General features: G+C 64.8%; 15 protein-coding genes and 1 tRNA gene. 7 read left to right on the forward strand and 9 right to left on the reverse strand.

From position 1 onward, the window contains the following. Nucleotides 1–70 precede the first annotated feature (70 nt). From JI748_RS15770 to JI748_RS15780, 3 genes are all read left to right on the forward strand, one after another. Nucleotides 71–2,383, forward strand: a complete 2,313-nt coding sequence (locus tag JI748_RS15770) for a putative bifunctional diguanylate cyclase/phosphodiesterase (protein ID WP_201632829.1) — start codon at nucleotides 71–73, stop codon at nucleotides 2,381–2,383. A gap of 125 nt (nucleotides 2,384–2,508) precedes the next feature. Continuing rightward, on the forward strand, nucleotides 2,509–3,255 hold the full coding sequence (locus JI748_RS15775; protein ID WP_201632831.1) for an N-acyl amino acid synthase FeeM domain-containing protein: 747 nt from the start codon (nucleotides 2,509–2,511) through the stop codon (nucleotides 3,253–3,255). Between the two features lie 99 nt (nucleotides 3,256–3,354). Beyond that, nucleotides 3,355–3,747, forward strand: a complete 393-nt coding sequence (locus JI748_RS15780; RefSeq protein WP_201632833.1) for an MAPEG family protein — start codon at nucleotides 3,355–3,357, stop codon at nucleotides 3,745–3,747. Nucleotides 3,748–3,774: 27 nt separating this feature from the next. On the opposite strand, the gene JI748_RS15785 is transcribed toward JI748_RS15780, so the two are convergent. From JI748_RS15785 to hemC, 5 genes are all read right to left on the reverse strand, one after another. Further along, nucleotides 3,775–3,850: transfer RNA gene (locus JI748_RS15785), tRNA-Thr, on the reverse strand. A gap of 12 nt (nucleotides 3,851–3,862) precedes the next feature. Then, the gene (locus JI748_RS15790) at nucleotides 3,863–5,248 is read right to left on the reverse strand and encodes a heme biosynthesis protein HemY (protein ID WP_201632836.1); all 1,386 of its coding nucleotides are present in this window, start codon (nucleotides 5,246–5,248) and stop codon (nucleotides 3,863–3,865) included. Further along, complete coding sequence (locus tag JI748_RS15795; RefSeq protein WP_201632839.1) at nucleotides 5,245–6,471, reverse strand: hypothetical protein; 1,227 nt, start codon at nucleotides 6,469–6,471, stop codon at nucleotides 5,245–5,247. Before JI748_RS15795 ends, JI748_RS15790 begins: the two co-directional genes overlap by 4 nt. 24 nt (nucleotides 6,472–6,495) lie before the next feature. Next, a complete protein-coding gene (locus JI748_RS15800) occupies nucleotides 6,496–7,242 on the reverse strand; it encodes a uroporphyrinogen-III synthase (protein ID WP_201632842.1) in 747 nt (248 codons plus the stop codon). Beyond that, nucleotides 7,218–8,156, reverse strand: a complete 939-nt coding sequence (gene hemC, locus JI748_RS15805) for a hydroxymethylbilane synthase (protein ID WP_201632854.1) — start codon at nucleotides 8,154–8,156, stop codon at nucleotides 7,218–7,220. The genes JI748_RS15800 and hemC overlap by 25 nt, the downstream gene beginning before the upstream one ends. Before the next feature lie 53 nt (nucleotides 8,157–8,209). Here hemC and tsaD point away from each other — a divergent pair, with 53 nt between their 5' ends. Genes tsaD through JI748_RS15825 form a run of 4 tightly spaced genes read left to right on the forward strand, consistent with a single transcriptional unit; the run spans nucleotide 8,210 to nucleotide 11,000 of the window. Beyond that, nucleotides 8,210–9,289, forward strand: coding sequence for a tRNA (adenosine(37)-N6)-threonylcarbamoyltransferase complex transferase subunit TsaD (tsaD, locus tag JI748_RS15810; RefSeq protein ID WP_233280558.1), 1,080 nt, complete (start codon nucleotides 8,210–8,212; stop codon nucleotides 9,287–9,289). After that, nucleotides 9,279–10,265 carry an NAD(P)H-dependent glycerol-3-phosphate dehydrogenase gene (locus JI748_RS15815; protein ID WP_201632857.1) on the forward strand — a complete coding sequence of 329 codons (987 nt, stop codon included), beginning with the start codon at nucleotides 9,279–9,281 and terminating at the stop codon, nucleotides 10,263–10,265. Before tsaD ends, JI748_RS15815 begins: the two co-directional genes overlap by 11 nt. A gap of 2 nt (nucleotides 10,266–10,267) precedes the next feature. Beyond that, nucleotides 10,268–10,561: a YciI family protein gene (locus tag JI748_RS15820; RefSeq protein WP_201632860.1), complete on the forward strand. Its 294-nt coding sequence runs from the start codon at nucleotides 10,268–10,270 to the stop codon at nucleotides 10,559–10,561. 4 nt (nucleotides 10,562–10,565) lie between these two features. Beyond that, entirely contained in the window at nucleotides 10,566–11,000 is a 435-nt protein-coding gene (locus JI748_RS15825; RefSeq protein ID WP_201632877.1) for an EVE domain-containing protein, read from the forward strand. A 473-nt stretch (nucleotides 11,001–11,473) separates the two neighbouring features. Here JI748_RS15825 and JI748_RS15830 read toward each other — a convergent pair whose 3' ends face one another. The 4 genes from JI748_RS15830 to dapF all read right to left on the reverse strand — a co-directional run bounded on the left by JI748_RS15830 (nucleotide 11,474) and on the right by dapF (nucleotide 15,752). After that, complete coding sequence (locus JI748_RS15830; protein WP_201632880.1) at nucleotides 11,474–12,094, reverse strand: septation protein A; 621 nt, start codon at nucleotides 12,092–12,094, stop codon at nucleotides 11,474–11,476. 200 nt (nucleotides 12,095–12,294) lie between these two features. Next, complete coding sequence (gene ftsY, locus JI748_RS15835; protein WP_201632883.1) at nucleotides 12,295–13,521, reverse strand: signal recognition particle-docking protein FtsY; 1,227 nt, start codon at nucleotides 13,519–13,521, stop codon at nucleotides 12,295–12,297. A gap of 120 nt (nucleotides 13,522–13,641) precedes the next feature. Further along, on the reverse strand, nucleotides 13,642–14,904 hold the full coding sequence (mtaB, locus tag JI748_RS15840; protein ID WP_201632885.1) for a tRNA (N(6)-L-threonylcarbamoyladenosine(37)-C(2))-methylthiotransferase MtaB: 1,263 nt from the start codon (nucleotides 14,902–14,904) through the stop codon (nucleotides 13,642–13,644). Then, the gene (gene dapF / locus JI748_RS15845; RefSeq protein ID WP_407644955.1) at nucleotides 14,904–15,752 is read right to left on the reverse strand and encodes a diaminopimelate epimerase; all 849 of its coding nucleotides are present in this window, start codon (nucleotides 15,750–15,752) and stop codon (nucleotides 14,904–14,906) included. Before dapF ends, mtaB begins: the two co-directional genes overlap by 1 nt. Nucleotides 15,753–15,784 lie beyond the last annotated feature (32 nt).

Raw genomic sequence — 15,784 nt, forward strand, 5'->3', positions numbered from 1 at the left:
TTCGTGGCCTGCCGCAAGGCCTTGTTAAGCCCTATTGCCCTCAATGGCGAAGGTAACAGGGATCAAGTCCGTGCTGACCTCGGCCCGCAAGACAATGCCGCCTCTCGACTATGTGTCGATCATCCGCTCGGTCTATGCCGACGGCAAGACGATGCTCGCCGGGTCCCTCGCCAGCGCCTTCGCCGCCATGCTCACCGCCTACCATGCCCAATCACTGCCCCTGGTCGGCATTTCCGTCCTGTTTATCGTCCTTGGCCTGGCGCGCTTTTTCAATATGCAGGCCTTCTGGAACGCCGCGGTCGGCAACGAAGATGCGGCTTCCGCCGAGCGGTGGGAAAATCGCGCCGTCGTGCTCGGGGCCTTGCTCGCCTTGCTGCATGGCTCGTGGTGCTTTGTCGCCATGCTGATCGTGCGCGAGCCTTATGCCGAACTGGTCAGCGTCTCTCTCACCATGGCGGTGATGGTGGGGATCTGCGCACGCAATTTTGGCCTCGATCGGCTGGTGACCATCCAGATGCTGATGGTGATCCTGCCCCTGTCGCTGGGCCTGCTGCTGCGTTTCGACGTTTATCACCCGCTGCTCGCCATCCTCCTCTTCGTCATGCTGTCCGGCTTCCGCAAGCTCGCGGCCGGCATCCGCGACATCCTGCTCAGTGCTGTCCACGGCCGGGTCGAGGCGTCGCGCCTAGCCGCCGAGCTCGACATCGCCATCACCACGCTTGAGCATGGCTTGCTGATGCTGGACGAGAACGGCAACGTCACCCTGTCCAACGCAAAGGCCAAGGCCTTGCTGTCGCGCATGGATATCGCCTTTGCCGAGGGGCAGACATTCAACAGCATTCTTGACTTTATCGGGACCAGCGGCGTCGCTCCGGCCAGGTCGATCGAGCGCCTGTCGGAGATTGTCAGCCGGCGCCAATCGGGCAAGGTAACGGTGCCACTCAGCAGTGGCCAATATTTCGAGGTGACCGTGAGCTCCCGCCGCTCGCGCAGCGTCCTCTTGCTCGAGGACATCACCGAGCGTGTTACCGCCGACGAGCGCATCTCATTCATGGCGCGGCACGATACCCTGACCGGCCTGCCCAACCGGTCTCATTTCAACGCCTTGGCCCAGGAGGAGCTCAGCCGGCGAGGGGCGAGGAAACTGGCCAGCGCGCTCATGGTCATCGACATCGACGAGTTCAAACACGTCAACGACAGTTTCGGCCATGTCATCGGCGACGAATTGCTGCGTCAGGTGTCTGATCGGCTGCGCCATTCCCTGCCCGCGGGCACAATCCTGGCTCGCCAGGGGGGCGACGAATTCGTGGCGCTCGCGCCCTATGATCTGGACAATCCGGATCGCCAGGAGGATGTCGAACATACGCTGGCGGCGTTTGAAACGCCGTTCAACCTCAAGGGCATCAATCTGCCGGTCCGCGTCAGCATCGGCCTCGTGGTCACGACCGAGAGCGATGACGAACTCGACGAGCTGATGACCAAGGCCGATCTGGCGCTTTACGGCGCCAAGGCCGATGGCAAGGCGCGGGCGCAGATTTTCCATGCGCAGATGGACATCGACTATCATTATCGCCAGCGCCTCAAGGCCGATCTGCGCCAGGCCGTTGCCGATGGCGCGCTGACCCTTGCCTTCCAGCCGCAGCTCGATATCGAAACGCGCAAGATCGTTTCTTGCGAGGCCCTGGCGCGCTGGACGCATCCTGAATTGGGACCGGTTTCGCCGGCTACCTTTATTCCCATGGCCGAAGAGATGGGACTGATCTCGGACATCACCGCCTTCGTGGTGGAGAGCGCAACGCGCGAATGTGCGCAATGGGCAGGTCCGGTGGGTGTCGCCGTCAATGTTTCGGCGCGCGATTTCCGCGGCCTCGATCTTCTCACCGTCGTCAGCAGGTCGCTCGACCGGGCAGGATTGCCCGCCAACCGGCTCGAGATCGAAGTTACCGAAACGGCGGTCATCGAAGAGCGCGACCTGGCCAACAGCGTGCTGCAAGGGCTCGCCGACCGGGGCATTGTCATCGCGCTTGACGATTTTGGCACCGGCTACTCGTCCCTGAGCTATCTCAATGCCTTGCCGTTCAACAAGCTCAAGATCGACCGCTCCTTTGTTGCCGATATCGGCAAGGACCCTCGAGCACTGCTGCTGCTTTCCAACGTGGCGCGCTTGGGCCGCGATCTCGACCTCACCGTGGTTGCCGAGGGTGTCGAAACCGAAGAGCAGCTCGAACTCATGCAGGGCATGACGAGGGTGCAGCAGGTCCAGGGCTACTTCTTCTCCCGGCCGCTACCCTCGCGCGACATTGCCGAACTGATCGCGCGCATGAATGGTGGCGTCGAGTCGGCACAGAAAGCCAAAAGACACCGCGTAGTTAACGGCCGCTAACAAGCTGAAATAGTTGCGGTTTTGCCGGCTGGTGGGTGGGCTGCTGCCTTATGCCGCGAATTTGGGTCGTGCGCACTGCCATATTTAGAGTTAAAAAACTGTGTCGACCCAGTGGGATAGTCTCGATGCAGGCGGAAGCGGCCCCTAGCGCAAACTCGCGTTTTGCAACAACTCTGATCGATCTTCTGGATACGGTGCGGTATCGGCGGGTCAACGCCGAGCAACAACTCGATCCGGTGTATAAACTCCGCTACGAGGCCTATCGGCGCGAAGAATTTATCCCCGTCAATTCGCAGCAAGCGACGCGCGACAGCTATGACGACGCCAGCAATTGCTACTGCTTTGGCGTTTATGTCGACAACAAGCTGGTCAGTTCGATCCGTTTTCATCATGTGAGCAGCGAGAACCGGACGTCACCTAGCCGCACGATCTGGCCCGAGGTCCTGGAGCCAATCCTTGATCGGGGTGACAGCTATATCGATCCGAGTCGCTTTACCGCTGATCACGACGCTTCCCTGGCCCTGCCGGCCTTGCCCTATCTCACGCTCCGCATTGTTGCCATGGCGAGCGAGTTTTTTGCCGTGCGCTACACCATCTCCTCGGTGCGCGCGGAGCACTCCGCCTTTTACCGCCGCGTCTTTGGCTCGCATCGTCTGGCCGACGAGCGCTTTTGGGGCGAATTGCAGTTCCCGGTCTGCCTCTACGCCGCCGACGTGCCGACCATCCGCAACCGCGTGGCCGAACGCTTTCCGTTCTTCATGTCAACGCCCGAAGAGCGCGAAGCGCTATTCGGCGACGATCCGGACCTGCGGGCCGTGGCGCCATCCGCCCGGCAAGCGCAGCGCCTCGAATTATTGGAACGGGCAGGCTAACGCCGGTAGCAAAAATAAAGATTGGTTGAGCACCGCTAATCTGCTCCTCTCCCCGCAGTTGGTGCTCGATCACCGAGCACCGTTCCCGGATCAACACCCATGCTTTATCTCGTCCTTCTCGGACTGCTGCTCGCCCTGGTTCAGAGCTTTATCCCGGCCGCCTTCAAGGCCCGCGCCAATGACCCCGCAAAGATCAGTGGGCCGCAGGACAACCTGGTCTGGACGCCCGAGGGCGACCGGGCGCAGCGCGCGCTGCGCAACCTCCACGAAACGTTGCCGATCTTTTTGACCCTGGGCGTCCTGGCGATCGTCTTCCGCCTCGACGGCGGCACCGTCTTTTGGGGAGCGCTGATCTACCTGATCGCGCGCGTGATCTACATCCCGCTTTTCATCAGCGGCGTCTCGAACTTCCGCTCGATCGCCTACCTGGTCTCGCTCCTTGGCCTCGCCATGATGGCCTACGCCGTGCTCACGGCCGCACCGCTGCCCTGAGGGCCGATAGGGAGGATGTAAGGGAAGTGGTGCCGCTTAGGTGACTCGAACACCTGACCCCATCATTACGAATGATGTGCTCTACCAACTGAGCTAAAGCGGCAACGCGGGTCTTTTACTGGGCGTTTTCGGCCGGCGCAAGGGGCAGAATCGCTTCGCTTTGTGCCGGCAGCGCGGCCTGCTCCGGCGCCGCCGGGGGCAGAGCCGCGGGGCGGGTGTTGCTGGCGACCGGCACTTTCCATTCGAAGGCATCGAGACGCCCGGTCACCGGCGAAAGCGGCTCCCATTCGTCGCTGATGATGCCGTCGGCGGTCCAGGCGGGATCGCGCGGCGCGCGCATGGCGCGGGCCAGCCATTCGCGGGCCTTGCCCTGGTCGCCGCTCTGGCCTTCCTCGATTTCCGCCATCAGGCTGCCGACGCCCTGCGTTGCGTCCGGGCCGGCAAAGGGTTCGAGCGCCGCGCGCGCGAGGGGCCAGTCATAGGCATCGATGGCGGCGCGGGCGAGGGCCATGCCGGCGGCGCGATGGGGCGGCGGCATGTCGATAATTTCGCGCAGGCGCTTGAGCCGCTCTACCGCCGAGGCGCCGGGGTGGGAATGGGCATAAAGCGCTGCAACATCGGGATGACCGGTGGCGCGCCAGATGCGGCGCAGGAGGCTTTGCGCGCGCCGCGCTTCACCGCGATTGATGTAGATGCGCGATGCGATCAGCGCTGCCGGGACGAAATCCGGCAGCAGCTTGAGCGCGGTCAGCGCGTGGTCCAGCGCTGCATTGGGTTGGCCGACTTCGCTTTCGCGGGCCCGTGCGGTTTCGATCACCGCCTGCTTGCGGCGCTTTTTGGCCTTGTCCTCGCGGCTCGGCGCCTGCTCGGTATTGACCATGGCTACCGCTTCCGCCCATTGGCCGCGCGCGGTGAGGTCGTCGAACACGGCCTGCGAGGCCCATGGGGTTTGCGGCGCCAGCGCCAGCGTCTTTTTGGCAAAGGTGATGGCGACGTCTTCGCGGTTTTGCGCCCGCGCCTGGTCGTAAAGCCCGGTGAGGGCGGCGACGGCGGTGCGTTCATTGTCGATCAGGGCGCGATAATGCTCGCGCGCCGCCGGCATGTCGCCGAGCGCCAGGTCGGCGCGGGCTTCGAGCAGCTTTGCGGCGCCGCTGCCGGGGAGGCGGGCCTGGGCTTCGCGCGCCATGAGGCGGGCACGGGCAGGGTCGCCGGATTGCAGCGCGATGACCGCGTCGGAAAGCGCCTGCACGCCCTGCTCGCGCCGGCGCTTGGCACTGCGCCGTGCCATGGCACGGGGGGCGCCGAGCACGCGGCGGACCACGGACCACACGATGATGATCAGCGCCGCCGATACCAGCAGCAGCACGACCGCCGTGCCCAGCCGCGGCTGCATGCGCCAGCCGGCAACTTCAAGGGTCAGGGTGCCGGGCAGCGAGATGACCCATGCGGCGATGGCCGCGATGACAAGGCTCGAAACGATCCAGGATGCGAGGCGAATCATGCGCCGCCCTCCGCGCCCAGCGCAGTGCTGCGCAACTCGGTCATCAGCGTTGCGGCGGCGGCAAGGGCGGCGATGTCGTCGCCCAATGTGCCAGCTGCGGCCTGCATGGTCTGGGGCAGGGCGGTGAACTCGGCCTCGGCGGCGACGAAATCGCGCCGGGCCACGGCCGCTTCGAGGCGGGCAATCATGGCATCGGGGCTGTCGCCGTCCACATCGCCTGCAGGGCGCATGGCGATGACGCCGCGGAACCAGTCGGCGGTGGCATCCTGCCAGCCGGCATCGGCGGAAACGGGGCGGCCGGCAAGCATGTCGGGCAGGGCGGCATCGAGCCGGCGCGCCACATCGTCAGGACGCGGCAGGCCGCTGGCGGCATTGTCGGAGAGGGCGCGCGGCACGGTGGCGTCCGGTTGCGCGGTTTCAAGCGCCGCTAATTCGGTCTCGAAGGGACGGCCGGTGGCAAAGGCGCTTTCCAGCCCCGAAAAGATCAGCGGCAGCCGGGCGGCGCCGGTTCCGGTGGCCGTTTGCGTGGCGGCACTGGCCTCGAGAGCGGCGATGTCACCCTGCGTTGCCGCGACATCGGCTTGCGCCTGTTCGACTGTTTCGCTGAGGGCCGCAAGCTCGGTGCGAAGCGCATCGAGGGCACCGGTATCGGTGGCCGCCGGCTGCGCCGCCCCGGCCAGTTGCTCCACCCGGGCGGCGAGATCCGCGATGGCCTCGGAATAATCTTCCGATGGGGCCGGTGCAGCAGCCGGAGCGGGGAGTTCGGCAAGCGAGGTTTCAAGCCCGGAAACGCGGCCGTTGAGCGTCGACAGCTCATCCTGCACCGTGTTGGTCACGGTCTGGAGTTCCGGAATCGCAGTCGCAAATTGTGCGACGCGCGGATCGGCCGGCGCCGGGGCCTGCGGCGTCGTCGGCCATAGCCCGGCATAGGCCAGGCCATAGGCTGCACCGAGGCCCACAATGCCGCCAAGCAGGCCCGCGATCCAGGGCGAGCCGCCGTTCTCCTCGCGGTCGCGCTTCACCACGGGCTTGGGCGTTGGCATTGACGCGGCCTTTCCCAAATCCGGTTTTGAGGCAGGCTTTGGCGCTTCGGTTTTTGGCGCAGGCTTGTCCTCTGCCTTGGCCGGGCGCGCCGTGCCTTCGAGCACCGGTGGCTTGACCGGACCGGTGGGGCCCACCGCCTTGGGATCGGGCTGGGAATCTTTGCCGGGCGTGTCAGCCATGAGATGTCCTCTTCATTGTTCCGATCATGATCGAGATTGCTCCCGGGAAAAAGCCAAAGCCAGCGCCATCATCGCTTCTTCGCTCGGATGATCGGCCAGATGAACGCGGCTGAAATGGGCCGACAGGAGCGGCGCCGCGACATTTTCCGAAAGGCACAGCATCGGCAGATGCCGCCGCTCTTCCGGGACAATGTGCGGGGCAGCAAGCTCGGCAAAGATTTCAGCGGTGCGCCTTGAGTAAATGAGTGCCGCATCGAACTGCGTGAGGTCCGATGCCGCTTCCGGCAGGCGGGTTTCCGCCACCATGTCGTAGACGGCAACGGTTGCAACCATCAGTCCGTGCGGGGCCAGCGCATGGGCAAGGTCGCCGCTCAAATGCCGGCCGCAGGGATAAAAGACCGGACCTTCAAGCCGCGCCAGGGCAATGGCCGTCACCAGCGAGTCGAGCGTGCCATCGGCGGCCATGACCTCGGTAAAGCCCAGCATCCGCGCCTCATGCGCCGTGCGGTCGCCGACCGCAAAGACGGGCTTGTGGCGGAAGGGTTCGAGCGCATCCTGGTCGTCGAGCGAACGCAAGGCATTGGTGCTGGTCAGCGCCATGGCGGCAAAGCCATCGGGACCCGGCAGGTGCGCATGAATGTTCTGCCGCGTCAGCAAGGGCGCGGCGACATAATCGATGCCGAGCGCCTGCAGCCGCTCGCCCGTGGCCTGCGCATCGGGCTCCGGCCGTGTCACCAGCATGCGCATCACTGGTGCCATTGCCTGAACCATTCGGGGCCCGCCTGCCGAACCAGCTCGCGGCCGACCTGTTCGCCCAGCGCACTGGGGTCGGTTCCGGCGGCTTCGGCATGGAACGAGGTCTGGCCATCAAGGCTGAGGATTTCGCCCTTGAGCCGGAGTTGGCCATTTTCGACGCGGCTCAAGGCACCCACCGGGGTGCGGCAGGAGCCGTCGAGAATGGCGAGCATGGTCCGTTCGGCCAAGATCGCGGCATGGGTTGGGGCATGGTCGAGGGGTGCCACCGCATCAGCGAACCGCTCGTCATCGGCGCGGATGGCAATGCCGATGGCGCCCTGCGCCGGAGCGGGCATGAAATGGCTGGTGTCGAGCAGTGCCGTGGCGCGATGCGCTTCGCCCAGCCGATTAAGACCGGCAACGGCCAGAAGCGTGGCATCGGCGACGCCATCGAGCAGCTTTTGCAGCCGCGTATGCACATTGCCGCGAAACGGCACGATCCGTAGGTCTGGCCGCAAGCGCCGGGCCTGGGCGGCGCGGCGAATGGAGGAAGTGCCGAAGCGCGCCCCCTCGGGGAGATTGTCGATGCCCTTGGCTGTGACCGACAAAAAGGCGTCGCGGACGTCCTCGCGCTCCAGGAATGCGGCCATGCGCATGCCCTCGGGCAGGGCGGTGGCGACATCCTTGCTGGAATGAACGCCGATATCGATGCGCCCGTCGAGCAGCGCTTCGTCGATTTCCTTGGTGAAGATGCCCTTGCCGCCGATGGTCGACACCGGCGCATTGCCGGCCTGGCTGCGATCGCCGCCGGTCGAGAAGACCTCGATCTCGATCTCGTCCTCGGCCACGCCATGGGCCTTGCTCAGAAGCGTGCGCACCAGTTTCGCCTGGGTCAGGGCAAGCGGGCTTCCGCGCGTTCCGATCCGGGCAAAGGGGGTGGGCGATTGCATTGGCAAGGGGTCCTATAGTAGGCGATAGGCCTTACGGGAGTAGACAGTTCGTCGTGACCGGGCAAGCATCAACCACCATTCTCGGGATCGAGACCAGCTGCGACGAAACCGCCGCCTCGGTCGTCGTGCGAGATGAATCCGGACGCGGGCGCATTCGTTCCAATGTGGTGCGTTCGCAGCTCGATGAACATGCGGCATTCGGCGGCGTGGTGCCCGAGCTTGCGGCGCGGGCGCATGTGGAGTGGCTGGACCACATCATCGCCCAGGCCATGGACGAGGCAGGGCTGGCGCTCGACGAGGTCGATGCCATCGCCGCAACCGCCGGACCAGGGCTGATCGGCGGCGTTCTGGTCGGTCTCACCACCGCTAAGGCGCTGGCGGCGTCGCTCGGCAAGCCGCTCCTCGCCGTTAACCATCTCGAAGGCCATGCGCTGACGGCGCGGCTGACCGATGGGGTCGCGTTCCCCTATCTGATGCTGCTGGTATCGGGCGGGCATAGCCAGTTTGTCCTCGTGCGTGGCGTCGGCGATTACGAGCGCTGGGGCGGCACAATCGACGATGCGCTGGGCGAGGCTTTCGACAAGGTCGCCAAGCTCCTCAGCCTTGGCCATCCTGGCGGCCCTGCCGTGGAGCGTATCGCCAGGTCCGGCGACCCGAAGCGCTTCAAGTTCCCGCGCCCGCTCTTGCGCGAAGAGCGGCTCGATTTTTCCTTTTCCGGTCTCAAGACCGCCGTGCGCCTCCAGGCGGAAGCCCTGGCGCCGCTGAGCGACCAAGACGTTGCCGATATAGCGGCAAGTTTTCAGGCCGCGGTCACCGATATCGTCGCCACCCGCTCGCGCCAGGCACTCGAGCGCTTCAAGGCCGAGTTCGGGGGCGCGCCGGCACAGCTCGTCGTCGCCGGTGGGGTTGCGGCCAATCAGGAAATATCCGCAGCTTTGCGCGCGGTCGTCGCCGAGATCGGCGCGCGCCTCGTCGTGCCGCCGATCGCGCTTTGCACCGATAATGGCGCCATGATCGCCTGGGCTGGCGCGGAACGGCTAGCGCTCGGGGCGCATGACAAGCTCGACGTCGCGGCGCGGCCGCGCTGGCCGCTCGATACGCCGGACATGAAGGTGAACAGCGATGCAGCTTGAAACGGTTTCGGTGATCGGCGGCGGCGCCTGGGGCACGGCATTGGCGCAAGCGTCTGCCATGGCGGGTCGCGCCGTGACGCTGGTCCTGCGCAATGAGGCGCAGGCCGAGGCGGTGAACTCGTCCCGCCGCAACGATGCGGCGCTGCCCGGGCAGGAGCTTCACCCCGAGCTTGAGGCCGCTGGCGCCTTTTCAGGCGCAGATATCGTCATTCTTGCCGTGCCGGCACAGGCGACGCGCACGCTTCTTTCCACCATAGACCCGGCCCTGTTGGCCGGTCGCCCCGTCGTGCTCTCTGCCAAGGGGCTCGAAACCGGCACGCTGGCGCGGCAGAGCGAAGTGCTTTTGGCCATGGCGCCAGACGCCATCCCCTATGTCCTTTCCGGCCCGAGCTTTGCCGCCGATGTCGCCGCGGGTCGGCCTACTGCCGTCACCCTTGCCGGTGACGATGCCGACAACACATCCGAGCTCGCCGTTGCCTTGGCTGGGCCGACCTTCCGCCCCTATGCCGCCGATGATCGCATCGGCGTCGAGATCGCCGGTGCGCTCAAGAATGTCTATGCCCTGGCCTGTGGCGCCGTCGATGGCGCCCAGCTCGGCGCTTCGGCGCGCGCGGCGCTGATCGCCCGCGGCTATGCCGAAATGGCACGCATGGTCACCGCCATGGGCGGCTCCGCCCATACGCTGACCGGCCTTGCCGGGCTGGGCGACCTGACGCTGACCTGCACCTCGACGCAGTCGCGCAATTACCAGTTCGGCATGGCGCTGGGCGCGGGGCGCCCTACCGCCGAAATCCTCCAGTCCGGCGCCAAGCTGGCCGAAGGCGTCGCCACCGCGCCCGTCGCCGCCGCGCTGGCCAGGAGTTTTGGCGTCGATGCACCGCTGATCGACGCCGTCGATGCGGTGGTCGCCGGCCAATCCGATATCGCTACGATTGTTGCGGGCCTCATGTCCCGCCCTCTTAAAAGGGAACACTGACTATGCTTTTCGCCATGATCGCCAAGGACGCGCCCGATGCCCTGCAGAAGCGCCTCGACACCCGCCTGGTGCATCTCGATCACCTCAATTCCTTGGGCAAGAAGCTCGTCTTTGCCGGTGCGCTGCTCAGCCCCGAAGAGCAGCCCGAAGGCTCGATCGTGGTGTTCGATGCCGAAACGCTCGCCGAGGCGCAGGCCATGGCCGATGCCGACCCCTTCGTTTCCGCCGGGGTGTTCGCCTCCCACGAGGTCAAGCGCTGGCGCGTCGCCATCAACACAACCGGCGTGGAGTTCTAGAACCGTGGCCTATTGGCTGATGAAGTCGGAGCCGGACGTTTTTTCCTTCGACGATCTCGTCGCCAAGACCGAGCGCGGCGAAGTGGAAGAATGGCACGGCGTCCGCAACTATGCGGCGCGCAACAACATGAAGGCCATGGCGGTCGGCGACGAGGCCTTTTTCTACCACTCCAATATCGGCAAGGAGATCGCCGGCATCATGCGCGTGGTCGCCGCCGCGCATCCGGACTCTACCGCCGAGCTCAACGCCAAGGGCGAAGTGGTCTGGGAATGCGTCGACACCCAAGCCGTCAAACCCCTGCCGCGCCCGGTGACCCTGGCCGAAATCAAGGCTACGCCGGAACTCAGCGAGCTTGAATTGGTCAAGCTCTCCCGGCTGTCGGTCAGCAAGGTGTCCGAGGCCGAATGGACGTTGCTGTGCAATATGGGCGGGCTGTAGCACCCCCACCCAACTTCCCCCGTAAGGCGGGGGAGGAGCTCCATCGTGCCAAGTGCAACAGCCGTACTCCTCCCCCTACTTAAGGGGGAGGCGGGGTGGGGGTACTCGGCTACGCTTATTCCCCTTATCCCCACCCCCAAAACCTTGGGCTAATCTCCCCCCATCCCCGCCACACACGCGGTGCCGACGAAGCATCGGGCAGGGAGACGGGTCTTTCGGGGTCGCCTGAGAGAGTGCGTGGATGCCGACGCCGGTCAGGTGAGCGTGCGGATTTGGGGAAATGGGAACTCGCGCACCCGCCTCAGAACCAAACAATTACCGCCACCGATGGGTGGACTGCCCGAGGCGTGCGCAAAAAATCCCGATCGTGCGAAGCGGCTTTCGCCTCTTCCTTATACAACCATTTCGGGACGAAAGCCGCTTCTCACCGTGTAACCGCGACGCCGCAAGGCCGGGCGGCGCTGGTGCTCGCCTCAGGTTTCGACGACGACGGGCGGCGTTTGCGGCGCAGTTTCAGTCGGCGCGTATTTTTGCAGGAGCGGCAGCTGGCTCATCGAGAACAGAACCGTCAGCGGCATCACGCCCCACACCTTGAAGGCCACCCAGAAGTCGGTATCGAAATTGCGCCACACGACTTCATTGGCGACGGCGAGCACGACAAAGAACAGGCCCCAGTTCAGCGTCATCTTCCACCAGCCCTCGGGCCGGAGCTTATAAACGTCGCCGAAGACGTGCTTGAGCAGCGAGTGGCGGAAGAGGAGCCCGCCCAGCAGCACCGCGGCAAAGAGCGAATTGGTGATGGTGGGCTTCATCTTGATGAAGGTATCGTCCTGGAGCCAGAGCGTCAGGCCGCCGAAAACGAGGACGACGACGCCAGTCACCAGCGGCATCACGGCGATCTTCTTGAGCAGGATCCAGCTCAGCGCCAGCGAAATGACCATCGCCGCCATGAACCAGGCCGTGGCGACAAAGATGTCGGCGCGGCCATTCATGATGAAGAACACGACCAAGGGACCAAGCTCGAGCGCCAGCTTGATGATCTGGGGACGCAGTTCGTCCCAGTTGACGTCCTGTACGGCGGTTTTGTCGGTCATGTTTTTGTCCATTGGCCCAATCTGATGGGGCGCGCGATCCGATGCAAGCTGCCTGTAAGGATAAAGCGTGGTGAGATTTGGGCTAAGGCCCCCACCCAGCCTCCCCCGTCAGTCGGGGGAGGAGCCGCATCGAGTTCAGCCCCGGATCGAGCTCCTCCCCCTCCTAAGGGGGAGGTTGGGTGGGGGTTGCGCGGATGCAATCAGTCGAAGCCAGCAATGGCCCGGGCAAAGTCGCGGGCCTCGAACGGCTCGAGATCCTCGACCCCCTCGCCGACACCGATGAAATGGACCGGCAGGCCGAATTTTTGCGCAATGGCAACGAGGATGCCGCCCCGCGCCGTGCCATCGAGCTTGGTCATCACCAGCCCCGTCACCCCGGCGCGCTGGCCAAAGATCTCGACCTGCTTGAGCGCATTCTGCCCGGTCGTGGCATCGAGGGTAAGAAGCGTTGCGTGCGGGGCGGTCGGCTCAACCTTCTTGATGACGCGGATGACCTTTTCGAGCTCGTTCATCAGCTCGTCGCGGTTCTGCAGGCGCCCGGCCGTGTCGATGATCAGAACATCGCGGTCCTCGGCCTTGGCTTGGGTCACGGCATCGAAAGCGAGGCCGGAGGCATCGGAGCCAGCCGGCCGGGTGATGACCGGAGCGCCGGTGCGCTGGCCCCAGACCTGCAGCTGCTCGATCGCCGCGGCGCGAAAGGTATCACCGGCCGCCAGCATCACAGACTTGCCGTCGCGGGCAAATTTTTGCGCCAGTTTGCCGATGGTCGTGGTCTTGCCCGAGCCGTTGACGCCGATCATCAGGATCACGAAAGGCTTGTGCAGCGTGTCGACGGCGAGCGGCCGCGCTACGGGTACCAGGACCTTTTCGACTTCGGACGCCAGAACGGTGCGCACGTCATCGCCCGATACGTCGCGGTCAAAACGGTCGCGGCGCAGCGTATCGGTAATGGCGGTGGCCGTATCGATGCCAAGATCGGCCTGGATCAAGACGTCTTCGAGTTCGTCCAGCGTGGCCGCATCGAGCTTGCGCTTGGTGAATACCGAAGTGATCGAGGTCGAAAGATTGTCCGATGAGCGCTTGAGGCCGGAAGCGAGCCGCTGGAACCAGCCTTGCGGCTCTGCGGCCGCCGTTGCCGGTGCCGGGATGATCGGCACGCTGTCGAGCCGGGCCGCAGCTAGATCCTCAATATCTTCGACATAGTCAGGTGTCGTCTCCGGCGGGCCGGGCGGCGGCAGCTCGTCCGGCTGGTGCGGGGGAGCCGGGACGATGTCCGGCTCCCGCGCAGGCGGCACCTTTTCGGGAACGGGCGGGATGGGAGCGAGCGGCGCATCCGGCAAGGCTTCGGGCGGCGGCGGCGCCGGACGCGGCTCGTCCGTCATCGCATCGTAGAGCCGCCTGAAAAAGCCCGGCTTTTTGTCGCTCATTCAAATGCCTTCCGTGACACGACCTCGTCCTTCGACAAGCTCAGGATGAGGTCTACTGCTTGGCTCGATAGAAAAGTAGCCCTCATGGTGAGCCTGTCGAACCACGAGGGCGTGGCGCAATCACGCCGCTACACGCAGCGCTTCGCCCAGGAGCCCTCTGGCGTCCATACCGGTGATGCGCATCGCCAGCAAATCGCCCGCCGGCTCATCCGGAACGCGCACCGGCACAAATTGTTCGGTTCGCCCGATGCCGCCACGTTCGACCAGAACGCTTTCGATCTTGCCGATCCGGGAGGCACAGAGTTTTGCGACCTGCCGCTCCCCCGCGTCGCGTAACTTCGCCGCCCGCAACTTACTCACGGCGCTGTTGACTTGTGGCATTCTCGCTGCCGGGGTGCCCGGGCGCGGCGAATAGGGAAAGGCGTGGATATAGGTGAGGTCGGCCTCGGCGATAAAGCGCAGCGAGTTTTCGAACATGGCGTCGGTTTCGGTCGGAAAGCCGGCGATGATGTCGGCGCCGAACACCATGTCCGGCCGGTTTGCCCGCAGCTTTTCCACCACCGCCAAGGCGTCATCGCGCAGATGCCGCCGCTTCATGCGCTTGAGGATCATGTCGTCGCCGGACTGGAGCGAGAGATGCAGGTGCGGCATCAATCTCTTTTCTCTTACCGCTTCATAGAGCGCCGGGTCGGCCTCGATGGAATCGATCGAGGAAATGCGAAGTCGCGGCAGGTCGGGCACGTGGCGGAGAATGGCCTGCGTCAGCATGCCCAAGGTGGGACTGCCCGGCAGGTCGGGCCCATAGGAGGTGATGTCGACGCCGGTCAGCACCACTTCGCGGCAGCCATTGCCGACGAGTTTTTTAATCTGTTCGACGACAACCCCCATCGGCACCGAACGGCTGGGGCCGCGGCCGAAGGGAATGATGCAGAAGGTGCAGCGATGGTCGCAGCCGTTTTGCACCTGGACGAAGGCGCGCGTCTTGCCGTCCATGCCCTCGATCAGGTGGCCTGCGGTTTCCCGCACGCTCATGATGTCGTTGACCTGGCACTTGTCGTTAAGCGCGGTGCCGAAGACGATCGGGCTATAGCTCTCGGCCCGGAGCTTGTCGGCATTGCCGATCACGAGATCGACCTCAGCCATGTTGCCGAAGGTGCGCGCTTCGGTTTGCGCAGCGCAGCCGGTGACGATGATGCGGGCCGCTGGATTGTCGCGCTTTGCCCGCCGCACCGCCTGCTTGGCCTGCGTCACCGCCGATTGGGTGACAGCGCAGGTGTTGATGATGATGGCGTTATCGAGCCCGGCCTTTTCGGCCTCGGCCTTCATCACCTCGCCTTCATAGGCGTTGAGCCGGCAGCCAAAGGTCAGCGTTTGCACGCTCATCAGGCGGCCTCGCTGCGCGTCCAAGCGCCGGTCGCAGGATCGAGATCGCCGCGCCATTCGAATTCGGCAGGACCGGTCAGCGTCACATGGTCGTTGTCGAGCCATTCGACGACGAGGTCGCCGCCAGGCACGGTCACCGTCGCCTTGCGGGCAGTGCGGCGGGTGCGGGCGCCATTGACCAGGGCAGCACAAGCCGCCGTGCCACAGGCCTCGGTCAGTCCCGCGCCACGCTCCCAGGTGCGCAGGATGATGCGGTCGGGCGCCAACACATTGGCGATCGAGATATTGGCGCGCTCGGGAAACAGCGGATGATTTTCGAGCAGCGGTCCGAAGCGATCGAGCGCATAGCTCCAGACGTCGTCCTTGACCCAGAAGGTCGCGTGTGGATTGCCCATGGAAGCGACCGATGGCGAATGCAGCACCGGCGCATCGATCGGTCCGATTTGCAGTTCCACCTGGCGGGTGTCGGCAAATTCCTCATTGAGCGGAATGTCGTACCAGGCAAACTTTGGCGTGCCCATGTCGACGGTGATCTGCCCGTCCGCGGCCTCTTCGCCGAAAAGAATGCCGGCCAGGGTTTCGAAGGTAAACCGTCTCCGGCCCTCTTCAGCGCCCAGCGCCTGTACGACGCAGCGCATGCCATTGCCGCAGGCCTGGGCGCGCGAACCATCGGAATTTATGATCTCGATGTAATAGTCGGTGCCAGGCGTGCGCGCGTCATGGATAGCCATGATCTGGTCGAACTTGGTTTGCGGCTGCGCATTGATGGCGATCGCCGCATCCGGCGTGACGCGGGCCTTGCTGCCGCGCATGTCGGCGACGACGATCTGGTTGCCCAGCCCATTCATCTTGAGAAACGGCACCCTGCTCACGCCGGAGC

The sequence above is a fragment of the Devosia rhizoryzae genome, from assembly GCF_016698665.1.
GTDB lineage: Bacteria > Pseudomonadota > Alphaproteobacteria > Rhizobiales > Devosiaceae > Devosia > Devosia rhizoryzae.

Coding starts and splice junctions, on each gene's coding strand:
- mtaB (WP_201632885.1), bottom strand. CDS start 14,904: ATGAGCGTGCAAACGCTGACCTTTGGCTGCCGGCTCAACGCCTATGAA.
- JI748_RS15815 (WP_201632857.1), top strand. CDS start 9,279: ATGCAGCTTGAAACGGTTTCGGTGATCGGCGGCGGCGCCTGGGGCACG.
- JI748_RS15790 (WP_201632836.1), bottom strand. CDS start 5,248: ATGATTCGCCTCGCATCCTGGATCGTTTCGAGCCTTGTCATCGCGGCC.
- JI748_RS15800 (WP_201632842.1), bottom strand. CDS start 7,242: ATGGTTCAGGCAATGGCACCAGTGATGCGCATGCTGGTGACACGGCCG.
- hemC (WP_201632854.1), bottom strand. CDS start 8,156: ATGCAATCGCCCACCCCCTTTGCCCGGATCGGAACGCGCGGAAGCCCG.
- ftsY (WP_201632883.1), bottom strand. CDS start 13,521: ATGAGCGACAAAAAGCCGGGCTTTTTCAGGCGGCTCTACGATGCGATG.
- JI748_RS15775 (WP_201632831.1), top strand. CDS start 2,509: ATGCAGGCGGAAGCGGCCCCTAGCGCAAACTCGCGTTTTGCAACAACT.
- JI748_RS15820 (WP_201632860.1), top strand. CDS start 10,268: ATGCTTTTCGCCATGATCGCCAAGGACGCGCCCGATGCCCTGCAGAAG.
- JI748_RS15830 (WP_201632880.1), bottom strand. CDS start 12,094: ATGACCGACAAAACCGCCGTACAGGACGTCAACTGGGACGAACTGCGT.
- JI748_RS15795 (WP_201632839.1), bottom strand. CDS start 6,471: ATGGCTGACACGCCCGGCAAAGATTCCCAGCCCGATCCCAAGGCGGTG.
- dapF (WP_407644955.1), bottom strand. CDS start 15,752: ATGAATGGGCTGGGCAACCAGATCGTCGTCGCCGACATGCGCGGCAGC.
- JI748_RS15780 (WP_201632833.1), top strand. CDS start 3,355: ATGCTTTATCTCGTCCTTCTCGGACTGCTGCTCGCCCTGGTTCAGAGC.